General features: G+C 63.1%; 14 protein-coding genes. 9 read left to right on the forward strand and 5 right to left on the reverse strand.

Going from position 1 to position 19,354, the window contains the following annotated elements; genetic code table 11:
- The first annotated feature begins 73 nt into the window (after positions 1-73).
- The 6 genes from J3A64_RS01335 (at position 74) to J3A64_RS01360 (ending at position 7,195) form a co-directional block, all read left to right on the forward strand.
- Positions 74-898, forward strand: a complete 825-nt coding sequence (locus tag J3A64_RS01335) for a GIY-YIG nuclease family protein (RefSeq protein WP_210063491.1) — start codon at positions 74-76, stop codon at positions 896-898.
- Between the two features lie 214 nt (positions 899-1,112).
- Positions 1,113-2,024 carry a glutaminase gene (locus J3A64_RS01340; RefSeq protein WP_043471420.1) on the forward strand — a complete coding sequence of 304 codons (912 nt, stop codon included), beginning with the start codon at positions 1,113-1,115 and terminating at the stop codon, positions 2,022-2,024.
- 15 nt (positions 2,025-2,039) lie between these two features.
- A complete protein-coding gene (locus J3A64_RS01345; RefSeq protein WP_210063492.1) occupies positions 2,040-2,873 on the forward strand; it encodes a DNA alkylation repair protein in 834 nt (277 codons plus the stop codon).
- 90 nt (positions 2,874-2,963) lie between these two features.
- Complete coding sequence (gene cobA / locus J3A64_RS01350) at positions 2,964-4,241, forward strand: uroporphyrinogen-III C-methyltransferase (RefSeq protein WP_210063493.1); 1,278 nt, start codon at positions 2,964-2,966, stop codon at positions 4,239-4,241.
- 20 nt (positions 4,242-4,261) lie between these two features.
- Positions 4,262-5,728 carry an FAD-dependent oxidoreductase gene (locus J3A64_RS01355; RefSeq protein ID WP_011775711.1) on the forward strand — a complete coding sequence of 489 codons (1,467 nt, stop codon included), beginning with the start codon at positions 4,262-4,264 and terminating at the stop codon, positions 5,726-5,728.
- A gap of 87 nt (positions 5,729-5,815) precedes the next feature.
- A complete protein-coding gene (locus tag J3A64_RS01360; protein ID WP_210063494.1) occupies positions 5,816-7,195 on the forward strand; it encodes a rhodanese-like domain-containing protein in 1,380 nt (459 codons plus the stop codon).
- A gap of 75 nt (positions 7,196-7,270) precedes the next feature.
- Here the strand turns inward: J3A64_RS01360 and J3A64_RS01365 are convergent, their stop codons facing one another.
- From J3A64_RS01365 to J3A64_RS01375, 3 genes are all read right to left on the reverse strand, one after another.
- Positions 7,271-7,951 (reverse strand): FadR/GntR family transcriptional regulator, encoded by a 681-nt coding sequence (locus tag J3A64_RS01365; RefSeq protein ID WP_011775709.1) that lies wholly within the window; start codon positions 7,949-7,951, stop codon positions 7,271-7,273.
- The gene (locus tag J3A64_RS01370; protein ID WP_210063495.1) at positions 7,948-9,234 is read right to left on the reverse strand and encodes an MFS transporter; all 1,287 of its coding nucleotides are present in this window, start codon (positions 9,232-9,234) and stop codon (positions 7,948-7,950) included. The genes J3A64_RS01365 and J3A64_RS01370 overlap by 4 nt, the downstream gene beginning before the upstream one ends.
- A 76-nt stretch (positions 9,235-9,310) precedes the next feature.
- Positions 9,311-10,753, reverse strand: a complete 1,443-nt coding sequence (locus J3A64_RS01375) for a PucR family transcriptional regulator (protein WP_210063496.1) — start codon at positions 10,751-10,753, stop codon at positions 9,311-9,313.
- 143 nt (positions 10,754-10,896) lie between these two features.
- On the opposite strand from J3A64_RS01375, the gene J3A64_RS01380 reads away from it, so the two are divergent.
- Both J3A64_RS01380 and gabT read left to right on the forward strand, forming a co-directional pair.
- On the forward strand, positions 10,897-12,327 hold the full coding sequence (locus J3A64_RS01380; RefSeq protein ID WP_043471414.1) for a gamma-aminobutyraldehyde dehydrogenase: 1,431 nt from the start codon (positions 10,897-10,899) through the stop codon (positions 12,325-12,327).
- A gap of 59 nt (positions 12,328-12,386) precedes the next feature.
- Positions 12,387-13,757, forward strand: coding sequence for a 4-aminobutyrate--2-oxoglutarate transaminase (gene gabT / locus J3A64_RS01385; RefSeq protein ID WP_011775705.1), 1,371 nt, complete (start codon positions 12,387-12,389; stop codon positions 13,755-13,757).
- 149 nt (positions 13,758-13,906) lie between these two features.
- Here gabT and J3A64_RS01390 read toward each other — a convergent pair whose 3' ends face one another.
- Both J3A64_RS01390 and rarD read right to left on the reverse strand, forming a co-directional pair.
- Positions 13,907-16,324, reverse strand: coding sequence for a polysaccharide lyase 8 family protein (locus J3A64_RS01390; RefSeq protein WP_286176133.1), 2,418 nt, complete (start codon positions 16,322-16,324; stop codon positions 13,907-13,909).
- Positions 16,325-16,649: 325 nt separating this feature from the next.
- On the reverse strand, positions 16,650-17,735 hold the full coding sequence (rarD, locus tag J3A64_RS01395; RefSeq protein WP_210063498.1) for an EamA family transporter RarD: 1,086 nt from the start codon (positions 17,733-17,735) through the stop codon (positions 16,650-16,652).
- A 117-nt stretch (positions 17,736-17,852) separates the two neighbouring features.
- Between rarD and J3A64_RS01400 the strand changes: the two genes are divergently transcribed.
- A complete protein-coding gene (locus J3A64_RS01400) occupies positions 17,853-19,292 on the forward strand; it encodes an FAD-dependent oxidoreductase (RefSeq protein WP_210063499.1) in 1,440 nt (479 codons plus the stop codon).
- Positions 19,293-19,354 lie beyond the last annotated feature (62 nt).

Consider the following 19,354-nt stretch of genomic DNA (forward strand, 5'->3'; position numbering starts at 1 on the left):
CGGGGCTAAAGTGCGGCTCAACCGACGTGCCGTACCGATGTTTACCGCACCATGACGGACCAAAGGACGAGCAATGACGCTTCACGAGGCCATTCGGGCGATCCTCCTCGAGCGTGGCCAGCCAATGACAACCACAGCGATTGCAACACACGTCAACGCACGCAAGTCGTACGTGAAACGGGACCGTTCTCCGGTCACCCCATTCCAAGTTCACGGACGGACCAAGAACTACCCGAAACTGTTCATTCAGTCGGGAAGCACTATCAGTCTTGCGGAATGGCTCGGATCGTCCTGGGACCTAAGGAACGAGCCGAGATTGTCAATTTTGGAGCCCTCGGTTGATGCGTCCGTGGTTTCTTCCGCGATCGAAGAAGAACTACTCAGTTCCGATAGCTTCAAGCCGGCCGGGGAAATTGACCCTAAGGTCCCCGATCGTGCTGGGCTGTATGCCATCCGAATCCGGGATAGATCAGCACTCCCTGCGCCATTTGCAGGTCTGAGCGAGCGTAGCGCCCATGACTTGCTGTATGTCGGAATCGCTCGGACGAGCCTGAAGACTCGTCTCCTTGGCCAGGAACTTCGGGCGAAGGGGCACGGTACGTTCTTCCGAAGCGTTGGTGCGGTCCTCGGCTATCGTCCTGTAGCCGGCAGCCTTATGGGGAAAGCGAACACCCGGAACTACACTTTCGCCCCCGTCGACGAAGTGGCGATCATCGCCTGGATCAATCAGAACCTTCTCGTGAACTGGATCGTGTTGACCCGCGACCATAAGGCAGAGGAGCGGGCTCTTCTTCGTAAGCACCTGCCACTCTTCAACATTTTGGGTAACCCGGCAGCCCTCCCAGAACTGTCGGCCTTACGGGCCGACTGCGTCCGGATCGCCAACTCGCCGGTGTGAAGACCCGAAGACGAAGAGTGCCGGGTGGTCCGATGCCCGCCCCGAGCAAGGCAGATGAGCCACACTCGACGCCTGGTCTAGTTTCATGCAGCGAACACGGAGCCTCAGTAGGGCAGGTAATGTTGCTGGCTGTGCGTGATTACGCGCAGGAGACAGGAACATTTGCGGAGTCCCTTCAACGAGGACGGGACTCACGCCGAAACAGGGGTTGACCGTGGACATTCAGAACCTACTCGAGGACATTGTCGGAGCAGTTCAACCCCACATCGGCCAAGGATCCGTGGCTAATTACATTCCCCAGCTCGGGGCGGTGGACGCTCACCAGTTCGGGATCTCGGTAGTCACCCGGGATGGCGACGTGTTTTCGGCCGGGGACGCCCACGTGGAGTTCTCCATCCAAAGCATCTCCAAGGTCTTCGCCCTCGCCTTGGTGCTGGCTTCCGATGGCGACCGCATCTGGAAGCGGGTGTTCCGCGAACCCTCGGGTAATCCGTTCAATTCCTTGGTCCAGTTGGAGAGCGAGGAAGGCATACCCCGCAACCCGTTCATCAACGCCGGTGCGATCGTGGTGACGGACCGGCTCCTTAGCCTGACAGGCAACGCCGCCCATGCCGTGCGGGACTTGATGCGCCAAGAGACAGGCAACGCAGGCGTTGACACTGATCACCACGTTGCCGGCTCGGAGCTGGCCAACGGTCACCGCAATGCCTCGCTGGCGCATTTCCTGGCAAGTTGCGGCAACCTGGAAAATCCGGTGGACGACGTTCTGGACTCCTACGCAAAGCAGTGCGCCCTGGCCATGACCTGTGAAGACCTGGCGCTCGCAACCCGGTTCCTGGCCTCCAACGGTTTGGGGGGAGACGGAACCCTGTTGCTGTCACCGGCGCAGACCAAGCGGATCAACGCCGTGATGCTCACCTGCGGAACGTACGATGCCGCGGGAGAATTCGCGTATCGCGTGGGCCTTCCGGGCAAGAGCGGCGTGGGCGGGGGGATCGTGGCCGTGGTTCCCAACAAGTGCGCCATCAGCGTGTGGAGCCCTGGCCTGGGAAGGTCCGGGAATTCCGTGGCAGGCGTGGCCGCGCTGGACGAATTCACTACGCGTACTGGCTGGTCGGTCTTTTAGGCGCATTATTGAGGGATGACCCCCAAGGTTGGAAAGACACCAAAGCCGGACAAGCCAGCGAAGGCGCCTAAACCGGACAAGACAGCCAAGGCACCCAAAGCCGCGCTGGCACCGGGAACCCAGCCCACCGCCGTCGAGTTCCTGGCACGGCTCCACGTGCGGCAGTCGGACGTCGAGCAGGCCAAGTACCAGCGGTACTTCAAGACCGGCCAAGGCGACTACGCCGAGGGTGACTTCTTTTTGGGCGTCCGCATGGGCGAGGTTTTCACTCTCGGCAAGGAGTTCGCGGCCATGCCCCTGGATGAGATCGAGAAGCTCCTGGAGCAGGACATCCACGAGGCAAGGGCTGGTGCCGTAAAGATCATGGCCCTTCAAGCGCAGAAAAAGAAGACCACGGAAGATCGCCGCAGGGAACTGTACGAGCTCTATCTGCGCAGGCACGACCGCATCAACAATTGGGACCTGGTGGATTTGGGTGCGGGGCGCGTGGTGGGCGGTTGGCTGATGGATAAGCCGCGAGACCCGCTGTATGACCTGGCCCGGTCGGAGAACATGTGGGAGCGCCGGACAGCCATCGTCGCGACGTCGGCATTCATCCGAGAGGGCCAGCTGGACGACACCTTCGCTATTGCCGAGATCCTGCTGCACGACAAAGAAGACCTCATCCACAAAGCGGTGGGCGGTTGGGTCCGCGATGCAGGGCGCAGCAGCCGCGAACGTTTGCTGGCTTTCTTGGACGAACACGCCGCCACCATGCCGCGGACGGCGCTTCGTTACGCGATTGAGCACTTGGGCAAGGAGCAGCGGGCCTATTACCTGAGGCTTAGGGACAGTGTTTCTCCGAAGTAATCGGGGAATTATGTGACGTTGGATTACCCAGCGTTACCGGGTGTTTCCGAGCCTTTGAAGCATGTTACGGAGCCGCCCTACAGTTTTTTCATGGCAATACAGGACATTTACCCCACCGCACTGCGCCTTCTCGGCCGCCCGGTGCTGGTTGTGGGCGGCGGGCCCGTCGCGGAGCGCCGCGCCAAGGGACTGCTCGACGCCGGTGCGAAAGTCACCGTGGTCGCTCCCGTTGCCACTGAGGCACTTCGCGGACTCGCCACCTCCGGCCTCCTCACGTGGGAGCAGCGCGAGTACCGCACGTCAGACGTCGACGGCGTCTGGTTCGTTCAGACCGCCACAGGCACTGCCGCTGTGGATACCCAGGTAGCGGCCGACGCCGAGGCCCAGCGCATCTGGTGCGTCAACGCCTCGGATCACGAAGCATCAGCCGCCTGGACACCCGCCGTGGCCGTGGTGGACGACGTGAAGATCGCCATCAACGCCGGGGGAGACCCGCGCCGTGCCATGGCCCTTCGCAACGCCGTCGCCACGGCCCTCGAAACCGGGGACCTTCCGCTCCGCCGCCACCGCAAGCCGGATGCTGCCGGCAAGACGCCCGCAGGCTCTGTCGCTTTGGTAGGTGGAGGCCCTGGCGACTCGGGACTCATCACAGTTCGTGGCCGACGCCTGCTGGGCCAGGCCGACGTCGTGGTTGCTGACCGTCTTGGCCCGCGTGAGCTGCTGAAAGAGCTTGCCCCGGACGTCCGCGTCATTGAGGTGGGCAAGACACCCGGCCACCACCCGGTGCCGCAGCTGGAGATCAACCAAATCCTCGTGGACGAAGCCCTGAAGGGTAACCGCGTGGTGCGCCTCAAAGGCGGCGACCCCTACGTTCTGGGTCGCGGTGGCGAGGAAGCAGAATTCTGCCGGCAGAACAGCGTCGAGGTTGAAGTCGTGTCCGGTGTGACATCGGCAATCTCGGTTCCTGCCGCTGCGGGCATCCCGGTGACGCACCGCGGGCTGGCCAAAGGCTTCAGCGTAGTGACCGGCCACGAAGAGCTGTCCGAAGTCCCCGCACGCCCTGATCACACTGTGGTGTTGCTCATGGGAGTGGCGCAATTGCGCGATTCCGCGGCTGAGCTGGCAGGCTCCGGTCTGCCTTTGGACACACCAGTAGGTATCGTAGAGAACGGGTATTTGCCGGATCAGCGCGTCACCATCGGCACTCTGGGAACCATCGCGGACCAGGCGGAAGCCGTCGGCGTGGCCAACCCGGCGGTCATCGTGATCGGCGATGTGGTCCGTGTCAGCCCCTTTGCCCCGCAACACTTCAAGACCGCTGACTACAGCACTATTACCCCAAATCGTCCCCGCGTCCGCAGTAACTGAGAAGAAGAAGGAACACAGCCGTGTCAATTAGCACCCCCGTAGGTTCTGCGGACCGTCCGCTTCGCGTCGCCGTCATCGGCTCCGGCCCGGCCGGCGTGTACGCAGCGGACATCCTGACCAAGAGCGAGGCCGTCAAGAGCGGCGAACTCACCGTCAGCATCGACCTCTTTGACCGTTACCCGGCACCGTACGGCCTCATCCGCTACGGCGTTGCTCCGGACCACCCCCGCATCAAGGGCATCGTCAACGCCCTGCACAAGGTCCTGGACCGCGGCGACATCCGCTTCTTCGGCAACGTGGACTACGGCACGGACATCTCCATCGAGGACCTCCGCAAGCACTACGACGCCATCATCTTCGCCACCGGCGCCATCAAGGACGCGGACCTGAACATCCCGGGCATCGAACTCGAGGGCTCCTTCGGCGGTGCCGACTTCGTCTCCTGGTTCGACGGACACCCGGACGTTCCCCGCGAATGGCCGCTGGAGGCCACCGAAATCGCTGTCCTCGGCAACGGCAACGTGGCCTTGGACGTAGCCCGTGTTCTGTCCAAGCACGCCGATGACCTGCTGGTCACCGAAATCCCGGATAACGTTTACGCCGGGCTCAAGAGCTCACCGGTCACTGACGTGCACGTCTTCGGTCGCCGCGGTCCGGCCCAGGTGAAGTTCACCCCGTTGGAGCTCCGCGAACTCTCGCACTCCAAGGACGTAGACATCATCCTCTACGCCGAGGACTTCGAGTTCGACGAAGAGTCCGACCGCCAGGTCCAGACGAACAACCAGATCAAGACCATGGTTGGCACGCTTACCAACTGGATCGCCGAACAGCCCGAGGACCTCTCCGAGCTCAAGGCATCCCGTCGCCTGCACCTGCACTTCCTGCACAGCCCGGTGGAGATCGTTGACTCCGCCGAAACCCCGGGCAAGGTTGCGGGCATCAAGTTCGAGCGCACTGAACTGGACGGCACGGGCAACGCCCGCGGCACCGGCGAGTTCATCGACTACCCGGTCCAGGCCGTGTACCGCGCCATCGGCTACTTCGGCTCGGCCCTGCCGGACGTCGAGTTCGATCACAAGAAGGGCGTTATCACCAACGACGGCGGCCGCGTCCTGGACGCCGACGGCCAGCACGTGCCGGGCCTCTACGCAACGGGCTGGATCAAGCGTGGTCCGGTTGGCCTCATCGGCCACACCAAGGGCGATGCCTTGGAAACCGTCACCTACCTCCTGGAAGACCGCGAGAACCTGCCGGTTGCCGAGGTTCCCGCAGCCGACGCAGTAGTTGAACTCCTTGACTCCCGCGGCGTGAAGTTCACCAGCTGGGAAGGCTGGCTGGCACTGGACGCCCACGAGCTCGCACTCGGCGCAGCAGCAACCGAGGCCGGCACCTCCCATGGTGTTGAGGTCAAGCGTGAGCGCATCAAGGTTGTGCCGCGCGAGGACATGGTCAACATTTCCCGTGATGGCGTAGCCGCGCAGGTCTAGTCGTTCCCTTGCAGGGCGGGGTCACTCATTAGAGTGGCCCCGCTGTGCTTTAACCCCTGGGTTTAGCGCCCGGCGGTACCCTGAAGCATGGATGTCGTCGTCATCGAAACGCCCCAGTTGGGGGACCGGAGCTACTTGGTGCACGACGGCAGCGTTGCGTTGGTAATCGACCCCCAACGTGACATCGACCGTGTAGAGGGCGCGGCATTGAAGGCCGGTGTCCGGATCACACATGTGGCAGAAACGCACCTTCATAATGACTACGTCACCGGCGGGCTCATTCTGGCGGAAAAGCACGGTGCTGAGTATCTGGTGAACGCTGCCGACGAGGTTTCGTTTGCCCGAGTCCCCGTTTCCGATGGCCAGGTCCTCCGCGTCGGCCGCCTCTTGGTCAGCGTGGTGGCCACTCCGGGCCACACCCACACGCACCTCTCATATGTGGTGCGGGATGACACTCACGACGGCGGCACGGAAGCTGTGTTTTCCGGCGGCAGCTTGCTCTACGGTTCAGTGGGGCGCACGGACCTGGTCTCGCCCCACGACACGGCGACGTTGGCCCATGATCAATACTCGTCGGTCCGGCGACTGGTGGACTCGGCGCATCCTGAAGCGGCCCTCTACCCGACCCACGGCTTCGGATCATTTTGTTCCATCGGCCCCGCGAGCCATCAGGAATCATCGACGATCGGCGAGCAAGCAAAGTCCAACCACGCCCTGACGGATCCCAACGAGGACCATTTCGTTTCTGAGTTGCTGGCGAACATCACCGCCCACCCGGCGTACTACGCCCACATGAGCCCACTCAATGCGGCGGGTGTTGGCCCGGCAGCCTTGCAGGTTCCGGACTCCGTGGACGCTGAGGAACTGGGCCGACGCTTGAGGGCAGGGGAGTGGGTGGTGGATCTGAGGCATCGCGTGGCCTTCGCGGACAGCCATCTCCAGGGAAGTGTGAGTTTTGAGTACGGTCGCGGGGACAATTTCACCAGCTACCTCGGCTGGGTGATCCCGTGGAACCAGCCACTCACGCTGTTGGGACCCTTGGAAGAGGTTGAAAAGGCGATTCGCGACCTGGCGAGGATCGGAATCGACAGCCCGGATGCCGCCGTCGGGCCTCAATCCACGGTTCTGAACGTTGGCGCGTTGGCCCCCGACCATCCGCGGGCAAGCTACGGGCACGGGGACTGGAGCTTGTTGCTCAGGGAACGGGAACCGGCAGACGTGGTGCTGGATGTTCGCCGACCGGACGAATACATGGCCTCCCATATCAAGGGAGCGCTTAACATTCCGGTTTACGAGCTGCTCGGCAGGATCACTGAGCTGCCGGACACCAGGATCTGGGTGCACTGTGCCACGGGATATCGGGCAAGTGTGGCAGCGAGTCTCCTGAACCGGGCAGGGCGCGAGGTGGTGCTGATCAATGCGAGATTCAGGGATGCGGCCGGGACCGGAATTGAAACGGTGCCGTAAGACGTTGCCGCCCCGCTGAACCGTGGTGGGGCAACAACGGTGTTGCGGGTTTGCAACGTCATAGCCCAGCAGACGTTACCGCGGGCCCTGGTCCGAGCAGTAGTCCAGATTCCGGTACACGCTGGCCACGGCGGCATCGGGATCATGGGCCTCCAGGGCGTCCACCAGTTCGTCGTGGCCTTCACGGGGGATGCCGTTGAAGCCGCCCTTGCGCTGCTGCCGCAGGAGGTCGTTGTGGAAGACGCCGCCGAAGGAAACATACAGCTGGTGCAGCAGCGGATTCCCTGAAGCCAAGGCAACGCGTTCGTGGAATTCCCAGTCGGCACTGGCCCACGTGGGGTAGTCCTCGGCCTGCCAGGCGTCGTGCCTTAGGGCAAGGAGTCGGCGCATTTCGGCGAGGTCATCCACTGTGGCGTGCTTGGTGGCCAGGCGGGCCGCCTGGGTGTCCAGGCCGAGCCGTACTTCCACGATGTGCTCTTGGGTGTGCTCCAGGTACATTCGCTGTGCAGCCCCGGACATCTCGCTGTTGGCCCTGACGTACGTGCCGTCCCCGCGCCTGACCTCCAGCATGCCCGAGTGGGCCAGTGCTTTGATGGCTTCGCGCAGGGTTCCCCGCGAAACGCCCAGCGAGGACATGAGCTCGGGCTCGGCAGGAATTCGCTCCTGAAGCGGCCATTCACCGGACTTGATCATGTCCCGCAGCTTGGCGGTGATCTCCTCGGCAAGGGCCGGGCGATGCGAAGGGGTCAGGGTCATGCTGTCCTCGGTCCGGTTTTGGTGGCAGTGCGCTTACTCGTGAGCAGATGGCAAGTGACCATGAGCGCCACGGCCACGATGGACAGCAAGCTCAGGGGCAGCACCCAGCCGCCAGTGGCGCTGTGGAGAAGTCCCATGCCGAAGGGGCCAATTGCCGCAATCAAGTATCCCAGCGATTGGGCGATGGTGGAAAGGGCGGTGGTTTCCGCCGTTGAGCGTCCGCTGCGGCTGATGATCACAAGAACCAGCGGGAAAATGCCCAGGCCGAACCCGAACAGCACGGCAGGCACAACGGCCAATGACGTCGGCAGCCAGAGCATGGCGGCGATGGCCACCAGCGTTGAACTGCTTGCCAGGTACAGGGCGGGGCGGAGCATGCCCGGCCGCGAGCCGAACGCGAGCAGGATCATGCCCGCTGCCACGGAGACCAACTGCATCACACCGAACTGCAGGCCACTTTCGGAGGCGCTGAGACCCTGCGATGTCAGGATGTAGGCGAACCAGCTCATTACGGCATAGGCCAGGAAGGCCTGGAACGTGAAGATCGCGGTGATCAGGATGCCCAGGCGGGTGCGCAGGAGGGGCCACATGGAAACGCGGGGGCGGTCAGTTTTGGTGGTGTTCCGGTGCGTGTGCAGGACCACCGGCAGGAAGCCGAGAAGCGCAGCAACGCCCAACAGGCCCCACGCGGCCAGACCCATGGACGGCGAGCCGAGCTCCTGGGCCAGGGGCACGCTGACAACTGCCGCGAAGGTGGCTCCGCCGGACATGGTGAACGTGTACAGGCCGGTCATCATGGACGTGCGCTCGGAGTAGTGCTCACGGATGAACGACGGCATGGCAACGTTGCACACGGCCAGGCCGGACATGGCCAGGACGGTGCCTCCGAGGAGGGCGCCCGTCACCGGAACACCGCGCAGCAGCAGGCCGCCAGCAAGCAGTGCCAGTGCGATCGCGATTGCTTTCTCCACACCCACCAGACGCGTCAGCCATGACGTTCCCATGCCCGCAACTGCAAAGCACAGCAGCGGGATGGAGGGCAGGATCGAGGCCACCAATGCTCCATAACCGAGCACCTGCTGCAGCTCGTGGAAGAGGGCGGCGGCACTGGTGATGCCGGCGCGGAGATTCAGGCCGATGAGCACTACGGCAATAATGCCGACGACGGCGACGACGCGCGTCTTGGGGACTGCGGAACTTGCCGAAGGCGCAGGGGCAGCCTGGGCTGTGCTAACTGTAGGGATGTTTCCGGTGCTGGGGGTAAGAGGAGTCGTCGCGGCCATATCTAAAGGTTAGACGTTTGACGTCTAATGTCTAGAGTTTTGTGGCGAAGCTCTCCGCGCTCACTTCGAGAGGGGTCTACCGCGGGTTGCGGGAGCCCAGTCGCTGCACAGCCAGGGCGAGCCAAAGCTGCACACGGTCCTGCGTCTGGGAGGGGTCGTAGCCCGTCAGTTCGGTGATCTGCGCCAAACGGTAACGCACCGTATTTCGGTGCAGGGTCAGTGCCTCGGCCACGGCGGCCACTGACCCGTTGTGGTTCAGGTAGCTTTCCAGCGTGGCCACCAGTTCGGCCCCGTGGGCGGCATCGAACTTCCGCAGCGGCGTGAGGGACTCGCTGGCCATGTCCGCCAAAGGAACATCCTCGCTGGCGAGCAACAGTGACGTCAGGCTCAGGCGTTCCGGCTCGTTGACCGGCAAGCCGTGCGCCACGGCGTCGCGCGCTTCAAAGTAGCTCCAACGCAAGCCGTTCGGCTTCGTGTACGCGCCGCCGATACCAATGACGGCGTGGATGCCGGCCTCCTGCAAGTGGTCGCTGAGGCTCTTCGCCAAGGCGGTGGCCGAACTGCCGTCGTCGCTGATGACGGTGACCAGGTCCTTTCCGACGACGGCGCTGACGCCGGCTTCCAGCGCTTGGGGCAGAGAAATGCTGACCAGCTGCTTGTGGTGTGCCACGGACTCCGCAACGAGCACCACGTTCTTCCGGGTGCTGTTGATGCCGACGCCAGCCAAACGCCGGGCGGCTTCAATGGTTTCCAAGGTGCCGTGAATGACGTCGTCCAGCACCTGACCGGCCATGGCTCGCTGGGACTGGCGCTGCTTGACCATGTTGTTGAGCTCAACGCTGATGAGGTTTTGCGCGTAGCTCACGATTCCTGAGTCCACGAACGGCTGCCGGAGCCAGAGCGTGCAGGCGTCCCTGCGGCCGGTGGGAATCGGATACGAAGCCCAGCCCTCCGCCGTCGGAGCCGGTTTGCCGGCCACGCTGTTGTAGAGCTGCGCGCTGAACTGGGTGAGCACCACATCGGTACGGAGCATGCTGCCCAGTTGCTTGAGTAGTTCGTTCAGGCCGCCACCGGTGAGGAGGGAGCGAGCCAGGATCTGGTGTCCCGCGAGGAGCCGCTCCAAGTTGGAGTAATGGTCGGCGGAATGCGACTCTGCCACGAGTTTTCCGATGGCGATGAAGGGGGTCTCGTAGGGGACTTCAACAAGCGGCAACCCCCAGCGGTTGGCTTCTGCGATGAGCGCTTCCGGAACGGACTCGTGGGTGAGGCCGATGCCGAAGCCGATCCCGACTGCTCCGGCGCGCTGGGCCTGGCGGACGAAACGGCGCTGGTCGGCAGCGCTCTTGAGGCGCAGCCCGGTGGTGAGGACCAGTTCTCCGCCGCTGAGGAAGCGCTGGGGATCTTCCAGCTCAGTCACGGCAACCCAGCTGATGTCCTGGTTCCATGTGGTCTCGGCGAGGCCGGATTGGCGGAGTTTCAGGGAGGGGACAGCGACGAGCGAAGCGAGGGACATTGCCATGCTTAAAGCGTAACCCGGCATTGGTCAAGCGCACTAAGTGGGGGGTCGTTGTGTGTGCAGCTGGCTATTCCTTGGACCCCCTCCCTGGCATAGGCTCTGATCAGCTAAATCCATGCCCAGACTCCGAAAGAGGGTTGCACACCGTGGTTCAAACCTTGCAGAACTTCATCAACGGCGAATTCGTTACGCCGGCAGGTACGGGTCTCCTGGACATCGTGAACCCCGCCACCGGGGAAATCGTTGCCAAGTCGCCCATTTCGGTGCAGGCCGATGTGGACGCCGCCATGACCGCGGCCAACCAGGCCTTCAAGTCGTGGAAAAAGGCCACCCCGGGCCAGCGCCAGCTGATGCTCCTCAAGCTCGCCGACGCCGTCGAGGCCAACAGCGACGAACTCGTGGAAGCCCAGCACCGCAACACCGGACAGGTCCGTTCCCTGATCGCCTCCGAGGAAGTTGCCGCGGGCGCCGACCAGCTCCGCTTCTTCGCCGGTGCAGCGCGCATCATTGAAGGCAAGTCCGCCGGTGAATACTTCGAGGGCCACACTTCCTACGTGCGCCGCGAACCGATCGGCGTCGTAGCCCAGGTTGCGCCGTGGAACTACCCGTTCCTCATGGCCATCTGGAAGATCGGCCCCGCCCTGGCAGCAGGCAACACCGTTGTCCTGAAGCCCTCTGACACCACCCCCGAATCCACCTTGGTCCTGGCCCGCCTTGCCGGCGAGATCTTCCCGGCCGGTGTCCTCAACGTTGTCCTCGGTACCGGCGAAACCGGCGCCATGATGGTTGACCACAAGGTTCCCGGCCTGGTTTCCATCACCGGCTCCGTCCGGGCAGGCATCGCCGTGGCCAGCGGTGCAGCCAAGGGCCTCAAGCGTGCACACCTGGAACTTGGCGGCAAGGCTCCGGCCATCGTCTTCAAGGACGCCGACATCAAGAAGAGCGCAGCGGCCATCGCCGAGTTCGCCTTCTTCAACGCCGGCCAGGACTGCACGGCCATCACCCGCGTGCTCATCGAGGACTCGGTCCACGACGACGTTGTGGCAGCCATGGTGGAGCACACCAAGACCCTGCAGACCGGTTCCCAGAACGACGAAGACAACTACTTCGGCCCGCTCAACAACGTGAACCACTTCAACGCCGTCACCTCCGTGGTGGAAAACCTCCCGGCGAACTGCAAGATCGAAACCGGTGGGCACCGCGCAGGCGAGAAGGGCTTCTTCTTCGAGCCCACCATCATCTCCGGCGCCAAGCAGAGCGACGACATTGTGCAGAAGGAAACCTTCGGTCCGGTCATCACCGTTCAGAAGTTCAGCACTGAAGAAGAAGCACTCGAGCTGGCCAACGACGTCGAATACGCTTTGGCGTCCAGCGTCTGGACCACCGACCACGGCACGGCCATGCGCATGAGCCGCGACCTTGACTTCGGTGCGGTCTGGATCAACACCCACATCCTCCTGACGGCAGAGATGCCGCACGGCGGCTTCAAGCAGTCCGGCTACGGCAAGGACCTCTCCATGTACGGCGTCGAGGACTACACGCGCATCAAGCACGTGATGAGTGCATTGGATGCATAACTCAGTTGCATAACGCGTTCGCGTAACCCGTACGAATTTCCCAGAAAGGCAACCACCTCATGACCACCACCGCGAACGAACTCTCGTACCGCATCGAGCAGAAGCGCAACATCAACGGCGCCTTCCCCGGCCCCAAGTCGCAGGCACTGGCTGAGCGCCGCTCCGCCGTCGTTGCTGCCGGCGTCGCCTCGGGCGTCCCCGTCTACGTTGAAGACGCCGACGGCGGCATCATCCGCGACGTGGACGGCAACTCTTTCATCGACCTCGGCTCCGGCATCGCCGTGACCAGCGTCGGTGCGTCCGACCCCGCTGTCGTCGCCGCTGTCCAGGAAGCTGCTGCGCACTTCACGCACACCTGCTTCATGGTCACCCCGTACGAGGGCTATGTTGCAGTTGCCGAGCAGCTCAACCGCCTCACCCCGGGCGATCACGCCAAGCGCACCGTGCTGTTCAACTCCGGCGCTGAAGCCGTGGAGAACGCTGTCAAGGTTGCACGCCTGGCTACCGGCCGCGACGCCGTCGTAGCTTTCGACCACGCCTACCACGGCCGCACCAACCTGACCATGGCGCTGACTGCCAAGGCCATGCCGTACAAGACCAACTTCGGCCCGTTCGCGCCCGAGGTTTACCGCATGCCCATGAGCTACCCGTTCCGTGAAGAGAACCCGGAAATCACCGGTGCCGAGGCCGCCAAGCGTGCCATCACCATGATCGAGAAGCAGATCGGTGGCGACCAGGTTGCCGCGATCATCATCGAACCCATCCAGGGTGAGGGCGGCTTCATCGTTCCGGCCGAAGGCTTCCTCCCGGCACTGTCCGAGTGGGCCAAGGAGAAGGGCATCGTCTTCATCGCTGATGAGGTCCAGTCCGGCTTCTGCCGCACGGGCGAATGGTTCGCCGTTGACCACGAAGGTGTTGTCCCGGACATCATCACCATGGCCAAGGGCATCGCCGGCGGCCTGCCGCTGTCCGCAATCACCGGCCGCGCCGACCTGCTCGACGCCGTCCACCCGGGCGGCCTTGGCGGCACCTACGGTGGCAACCCGGTTGCTTGCGCAGCAGCACTCGCAGCGATCGACACCATGGAGCAGCACGACCTTAACGGCCGCGCCCGCCACATCGAAGAGCTCGCCCTGGGCAAGCTCCGCGAATTGGCAGCCGAGCTTTCCGCAGGCGGGGGTTCCGTGGTTGGCGACATTCGCGGCCGCGGCGCAATGCTGGCCATCGAACTCGTTCAGCCCGGCTCCAAGGAACCGAACGCCGAGCTCACCAAGGCAGTTGCCGCCGCTTGCCTCAAGGAAGGCGTCATCATCCTGACCTGTGGCACCTACGGCAACGTGATCCGCCTGCTCCCGCCGCTGGTCATCAGCGACGAACTGCTCATCGATGGCCTCGAGGTCCTCGCCGCAGCCATCAAGGCCCACGCGTAACTCTCAACGCTGCAGACAAGGAGGGCCGGGTTCACTTGTGGACCCGGCCCTCTTTTTGTTTTCCGCTGAGTTCGCGGGAACCCATCGAATTCGCCGGAGGTTTCCCTGCGATCTGGCAGTTTTCCCGCGATCTCGACGGCGGAACGCGCCTAGGTGCCCAGCGTCAGGTTCTTCTGGTGGCCGTGTCCGTCGAGCTGGACCTCAAGGACCAGGGGATTGGCGCTGACGAGGGCAACTCCAGGATCGGAGTCCACAAGCGTTGCCCACGAGCCGTCCACCGTAATGCGCACAGATGGCTGTGTCCGGGACGGATCAGCCACGGACAAGGTGAGTTTGTCCCCGGTCTGGTGCGCGGCCAAGGTACACGGCCCTGAGCTCGTGTATCCGCCCGCGGTACCGACTGCGAAGAAGTTGGCCATGACCAGCTTCTCCTTGGCTACCTCCACCATCTGGACCTCCGCCGAGTTGGCCAAGACCTTCACGTCTGGGCTGGCGGACTGGGAGAACGTTGTTGAATGGCCGGCTGCCGGCAGGATCATGTACGCGTAGCCGGACCCCGCCGGATCTACGCCGTGGCGGTGCGTGACAGTCACATAGTCCCTTGTGGTCGCATCCGTGGTGCCGCCGGTATCTGCCCCTGAATTGATGTCGAACCAGCTGCCCGTGCGGCGGACCACCGAAACTTCAGCTGTCCCTGACACGCCTGGAGCGTCAAGGAAAACATAGCCCCCGTGCCCTTCAAGGTGCAGGGACCGCTTGAGCTGCACGGCCGCGTCCCCGGGTGCCATGCGGCGATTCCTGGAATCGGTCCGCAACGCAGGCACGGTTTCTGCCGCGAAGGATCTGTTCTCGACAGTTGTCAGGACTGCGGCGCCTCCCGTGCCGATGATTCCTGCGCCCAGGCAGACCACGGCGTCGTCCAGGAAGAACCACGACTTTCTTCCAGACAGTGTCTTGTTGTGGTTCAGATGGTCCATGCCAACAAGGCCCCAGCGACCATCGACGGTGAGCCCACCGGCGAAGGCTTGGAATGCGCGGGGGATGCCGGTTCCCGCGGCACCAGCCCCGCTGGCCCTGACCTGGTCAGTGACGGTAGTGCCGGGGAGAGCATAGGGATCCACGGTTGGCCAGAAGTCGGCGCTGAACTGGGAGGGGTCCTGGCGGGTGTAGAGGAACGTCATGCCATCACCCTGGTACCAGCCCAGGTTGTTCTCGCTGTTGCCCCATTCGTAGCGGCCGATGCGCTTTGAGGAGAGGTTCACTGTGCAACCCCACTGAGGACGGTGGTGCACCAGGCGGTCTTGGTCGGCGAACATCCGGCTGTACACCGGCGCCGGGGCGGCAACCACGGCGGAATCGGAGAGAACCCCAAGGGACAGCAAGGACTTGGCCAGGCTCTGGGTTGGATGCCCCACGAGTTTTTGGTCCGCGCAGCGTTCCAGCCAGCCCTTGGCCAACGCCAAGAACCGGGAACGATACGGCTCCTCGCAGCCCGGCGCCAATAGCAGGACAGCTGAGATCAGCCCGAAGCCGCTGACATAGTCCGGTTCCCGCTGACGGGAGACGGCCCGGCCACGAATGGTGTCCATGATCCGCCCGTCCCACACGAACGGGGCGTAAGTGTCCTCCACCGCGTCCAGGAGTACAGTGCGCTTGGGGTCGTTGATCGCCCAGCTGCTCCCTCCGAGCATGGCGATGATCTCAGCGATGCCTGCTAAAGCCACCACGCCGTACGTGCCCGCGTAGGGGAGGTATGAGTGCTGAACGTAGGAGCCGTCGGCGTAGAAACCGTCACCACTGCTCACGTAGGTGAAAACGCTGTTGGTCCCGCCGCGGACGGTGTCGCTCAGGGCGTCCCTGCCCAAGGCAATGTCACCAACATTGTTGTCCAGGATGCCCCGCATGCAGCACGCCAGGGACTTATCCACCCGGTTGGCCCCGGTCTCTGCAAGGGATGTAGCACGGCCACGCCAGTTCGGATTGGGAGCGAACCAGCGGACAGCTGCCAACAAGGACGTCCGCAGGGCTTCGGGAACTTCAGCATGCAGGAGTGTCAGGATGTCCACGGTCTTGCGGGGGACGCCGATCTCCCAGAACCACCAGTTGCCCGCCGCCTTGGTGGAAGGCTTATACGCCGTGCTGCTCAGAAGTTGCAGGCCCGCCACAATGTCAGCCGCCAGTGCAGGATTGCCCGCAAAGGGATTGCCCGGTACTGCATATCCAAGCGCCATGTCGTAGAGCCGGTTGAAGTGGAGGCCCATGTTTCCGGTAGCGGCCGTGGACTGTCCGATGCCCGTCAGCGGAATATCGCTCCACAATGACGTCCTGGCCGTGGTCTTATCCATGGACGTCCACCATTTCTCGGCGGTCTTGCCCATTCCCTCAAGCTGGGCCGCCAGTTCCGGTATGTCCGCGGCGCTCCGGCCCCCGGTGAGAACCAACCGCCGTCGATCTATCAGCTCCTGCAAGCTGGCGTCGGTCGAGGCAAAGGATGGTCCTGCTTGGGAAAGCAGGACTCCGGCAAGGGCGGCAGCCCCTGTCGTGCGGAAAAGGGTCCTGCGGCTCATGGTGGGTCCAGTGAAGTTCAAAACTGCTCCGTTCGTGCATCCCAACTGGCTGGCAGTAGTGGTTGTTCCCAGCGCTGGGAACAACCACTACTGCCAGTTACTTGGGTAGCAGGGGGTGGGGGGACGAGATTGCGGTGAAAGTTTCCGCAACCTTATGTCCGCTTCCCGGACCCCTCAACAGAAATGAACAAAACTGCTCAGGCGTAGTTTGAGCAGCTCTTCACGCTGAATTCGCGGGAAGGCTGCCAAACCGCAGGGATAGTTTCGGCGTCCTCGCAGCTTTCCCGCGCCCCCGCACCTCTCCCGCGATTTCGAAGGGCCAGGCCTAGGCGCCGGCAGCTGCCAGGCGCGCCTTCTTCTTCATCACGGAGTTCTTCCGGGTGGTGCGAAGCATGTCGATGGTCAGCAACACCAGTGCCAACCACACCACGCAGAAGCCGATCCAACGGGCAGTGGTCATGGTCTCGTTGAACACCGTCAAGGCCACGATGAACTGAAGGACCGGCGCGAAGTACTGCAGCAAGCCGATGGTGGTCATGGGAAGGCGGCGGGCTGAGGCGCCAAAGAACAGCAGTGGTACAGCAGTAATGACACCGGAGGCCACCAGCAGCCAGAAGTGTCCTGCGCCCAGGGTGGTGAGAGTCTGGACGCCTGTCACTCCGAGGACCACCATGGTGATGCCGGCGAAGGGAGCCAAGACCACGGTCTCGACGCTGAGGCTGGTGAGGGCGTCAACCTTGGGACCCACACGCTTTTTCACGAAGCCGTACAGTCCGAAGCTGAACGCAAGGATCAGGGCGATCCACGGGAGTTGACCGTAGGAGAACGTCAGCACACCTACAGCAACGAAGCCAATGCCCACAGCTGCCCACTGCAGGGGACGCAGCTTCTCCTTCAGGACGAAAACGCCGAGCAACACCGAAACCAACGGGTTGATGAAGTAACCCAGGGACGTCTCAACCGCATGGCCCGTGGTGACGCCGAAAGTGTACGTGAGCCAGTTGATGGCGATCAGGACCGCAGCCAAAGCGAGGGGACCGAACACCGAACGATCCTTCACCGCCGCCCACAATGTCTTCCAGGCCCGCGTGACCGTGATGAGCAGCGCACAGAAGAGCAAGGACCAGACGATGCGGTTGGCCACAATTTCCATGGCACTGGCGGGCATCAGGACGAAGAAGTACAACGGAAGCAGGCCCCACAGACCGTAGGCGCCGATGCCGAACAGGATTCCCGCCGTCGACTCGCTCCTCACGGGCTTGCCGCCGGCGTTACCGGAACCGCCGGTACCTCCACCGCCGCCCCCGACTGTCGCCGTCGTTGGCTGGCTTGAAGCGGGAGAGTTAGCAGTGATCTGTTCCGGTGTCGACACATTGTCGCCAACGCCGCTTGAGCCCGCAATATTCCGCAATCTTTATCAATTTCTGTGACTCCTGCCATATAGGCAGCTGGGCGCAGGGTGGACATTTAGAATTGGAATCTGCGCGCCCCAACAATGGCGTGGCTCACTGCTTCGGAAGGGCTAACGGTGTCCAACTCAGCCGCAACAACCCCCAATCGTCCGCTTCGCGTTGCAATCGTTGGCGCGGGACCTGCAGGCGTCTACGCCGCGGACATCCTGACCAAATCCAACGAGGTCAAAGACGGACACGTGGAGGTAAGCATCGATCTCTTCGAGGCATATCCGGCGCCATACGGCCTGATCCGCTACGGCGTGGCGCCGGATCACCCACGGATCAAGGGCATCGTGAACGCGCTGCACAAGGTTTTGGATCGCGGCGATATCCGCTTCCTGGGCAACGTGACCTACGGCAAGGACCTCACGCTCCACGATTTCCGCGCTTTCTATGATGCCGTGATCTTCTCTACGGGTGCCATCAAAGACGCAGACCTGCGGATCCCCGGCGTCGAACTGGAGGGTTCCTTCGGGGGAGCCGACTTCGTTTCCTGGTACGACGGGCACCCGGACGTCCCCCGTGACTGGCCACTGGATGCCAAGGAAATCGCCGTGATCGGCAACGGCAACGTGGCCTTGGACGTCGCCCGGATGCTGGTCAAACACCCCGAGGAACTCTTGGTCACGGAGATTCCGGACAACGTTTTCGCGGGGCTGAAAAAGTCCCCGGTCACCGACGTCCACGTCTTCGGCCGCCGCGGCCCGGCCCAGGTGAAGTTCACCCCGTTGGAGTTGCGCGAGTTGTCCCACTGCAAGGACGTTGACATCGTCCTGTACCCGGAGGACTTCGAGTTCGACGACGCTTCGGATGAAGCCATCAAGACAAATAACCAGATCAAGACCATGGTCAACACCATGACCAACTGGCTGGTGGAGGAGCATGCGGAGTCGGAGCAGCCCTCGTCACGGCGCCTGCACCTGCACTTCCTGCACAGTCCCGTGGAGATCCTCGACTCGCCTGAGACTCCCGGCAAGGTCTCAGGCATCAAGTTTGAGCGCATGCAGTTGGACGGAACGGGCAACGTGAAGGGCACCGGAGAGTTCATCGAATATCCGGTCCAATCCGTGTACCGCGCCATCGGCTACCACGGTTCCCCGCTGGAGGAACTGGAATACGATGCTCGCCGCGGTGTCATACCGAACGACGGCGGTCGCGTCCTGGATGCCGACGGCAAACCCGTGCCGGGAATCTACGCCACGGGCTGGATCAAGCGCGGACCCGTGGGGCTGATCGGCCACACCAAGGGCGATGCTTTGGAGACCATAGGCTTCCTCCTCGAAGACCGACTCAATCTGCCCCCGGCGGAGAACCCGGACCCGCAGGCGATCATCGACCTCCTCGAAGAACGCGGGGTGGAATACACCACGTGGGAGGGCTGGAACAGGCTCGATGCCCACGAGGCTGCCCTGGGTACTGCCTGGACCTCCAGCGACGGTAACGGCAATGGTGTGGTCCGCGAGCGCATCAAGGTTGTTCCGCGAGAGGAAATGATCCGGATCTCCCGCGGCTGACAATCTCCTCAACGCGAACTAGACTGCAGGGTACTGTGCCGCCCATCACGTGCCGCCCACCA

It is taken from the genome of Pseudarthrobacter sp. PvP004, assembly GCF_017876035.1.
Lineage (GTDB): Bacteria > Actinomycetota > Actinomycetes > Actinomycetales > Micrococcaceae > Arthrobacter > Arthrobacter aurescens_A.

Coding starts and splice junctions, on each gene's coding strand:
- J3A64_RS01335 (WP_210063491.1), top strand. CDS start 74: ATGACGCTTCACGAGGCCATTCGGGCGATCCTCCTCGAGCGTGGCCAG.
- J3A64_RS01345 (WP_210063492.1), top strand. CDS start 2,040: ATGACCCCCAAGGTTGGAAAGACACCAAAGCCGGACAAGCCAGCGAAG.
- cobA (WP_210063493.1), top strand. CDS start 2,964: ATGGCAATACAGGACATTTACCCCACCGCACTGCGCCTTCTCGGCCGC.
- J3A64_RS01360 (WP_210063494.1), top strand. CDS start 5,816: ATGGATGTCGTCGTCATCGAAACGCCCCAGTTGGGGGACCGGAGCTAC.
- J3A64_RS01365 (WP_011775709.1), bottom strand. CDS start 7,951: ATGACCCTGACCCCTTCGCATCGCCCGGCCCTTGCCGAGGAGATCACC.
- J3A64_RS01370 (WP_210063495.1), bottom strand. CDS start 9,234: ATGGCCGCGACGACTCCTCTTACCCCCAGCACCGGAAACATCCCTACA.
- J3A64_RS01375 (WP_210063496.1), bottom strand. CDS start 10,753: ATGGCAATGTCCCTCGCTTCGCTCGTCGCTGTCCCCTCCCTGAAACTC.
- gabT (WP_011775705.1), top strand. CDS start 12,387: ATGACCACCACCGCGAACGAACTCTCGTACCGCATCGAGCAGAAGCGC.
- J3A64_RS01390 (WP_286176133.1), bottom strand. CDS start 16,324: ATGAGCCGCAGGACCCTTTTCCGCACGACAGGGGCTGCCGCCCTTGCC.